This window comes from Bradyrhizobium elkanii WSM2783 (assembly GCF_000472865.1).
Taxonomy (GTDB): domain Bacteria; phylum Pseudomonadota; class Alphaproteobacteria; order Rhizobiales; family Xanthobacteraceae; genus Bradyrhizobium; species Bradyrhizobium elkanii_A.
On record NZ_AXAP01000209.1, the window covers coordinates 1 to 1,373 of the forward strand.

Sequence of the window (1,373 nt, forward strand, 5' to 3'; positions counted from 1 at the left end):
GCGCTGCGCTTGGGGCGAGCGAGCGACGGCGGCTCCGAGGGGATGGCTTGGCCGGACCCCATGATCAATTTTGCTGAACTTGACGCACAGAACTCGGTTTCAGGTCATTGCGAGCATCGGGTGCCTCGACGTGCATGTCCAATACGGTGGATGGACGGCATCGCCTTCCAGACATCCGCGCTCTCATGCTAGGAGGGTGAGCTTTCGAGAAGCTGACGAGCGTCAGAAGGATTCACAATGAGCCAATGCAGACGGGCATTGACTTTCGCCAAAAGCCGCCGCGCATTCTCCATTTCATCTCTGGCCTGGCGCAGGCTCGCGCACCATGCTGTCCTGATGCGGCGCGTCGGAAGAATAGGGGGCTTCCGGTCGTCCATCGCGAATGACCATGGTCGAGGAGCCACGAAATAACTTCAGAATCGATTCCCGCGGCTGCTTATCGGCGGCGTGTGGCCGCGCCTGCGCCTCCGCCACAAGGCCACTCAGCGTTTGGTCCACGAGCGCAATAAAGCGTGGTGGACCAGAAACCAGGACGATGCCATTTCCTGGTGCCGCTCGTACAGCATAGCGCTCGTCGGAGATGTTGAGTGTATCGAGCGCCGCTTTGAATGCGTCGAAGCTGATCGGCTTCAACACAAGCAGACGACTTTGCGCCTCGCTTGCAGCAGATACGTAAAGCACGAGCCCATCATAGTACCATTGAAGATTGTAGAGGTTCGTCAAACGATCGAGGAACTCTCGCGCTGGCAGATCCGGCATTCGCCCGCGGATCCGGCCCTTCACCTCGGCGCTGACGTTGACTCTGATATTTAGGTTGTTACCGAATTCCTGCAGTGCGGCAGAGAGCTCCTGATCCAGAACCGTATAGTTATAAGGTGTCGATGGGAGCGAGAGGGAAGCATCGAACGCCGGAAGTATTCCGCTGGAAACGAAAGCTCCGACACAAAGAGCTCTCTTTAAAATGTCCAGCATCGTGGTTCGCACAAGCATTCCCTAGTTCCTTGGACCTCAGAACAAGAGCTGAGATTCGGCCAATTTGGAAACAAACGTGATCTTTAGATGACGCAAACCTTGGCGTGTTCGTCGGCTTGTCGTCAGTTCGCCCTTCTAGGGTATTGACCCGTTAGGTGGCAACACGCCTAGTCTCAACACCGCCGCTTGGTGATGGTGGTGCGCGCAGCAGCTGGATGATGTCAGCCGATGGAGCGTGCGCGAGACGGGTGGAAGTGCTTCGGTCAAAGCCGTTCATAAATGCGTAAGCGTCAATAAGACTTCGCTCAGAGCTATGGCGGAATCTGGGTGATGACGGCCTGAGAAGGGCGGCGTATCGAGGCGGGTAACCAGCCAGCCAGAACCTCTTATGCAGAGCGATA

At 56.7% G+C, this 1,373-nt stretch carries 1 protein-coding gene; it reads right to left on the reverse strand.

Annotated features, from left to right (window positions below):
• Window positions 1-294: 294 nt before the first annotated feature.
• Window positions 295-990 (reverse strand): secretin N-terminal domain-containing protein, encoded by a 696-nt coding sequence (locus YY7_RS0149875; protein WP_028169429.1) that lies wholly within the window; start codon window positions 988-990, stop codon window positions 295-297.
• Between the last annotated feature and the right edge of the window lie 383 nt (window positions 991-1,373).

Bases quoted from the DNA above. Each gene is read 5' to 3' on its own strand.
- YY7_RS0149875 (WP_028169429.1), bottom strand. From the start codon at position 990: ATGCTTGTGCGAACCACGATGCTGGACATTTTAAAGAGAGCTCTTTGT.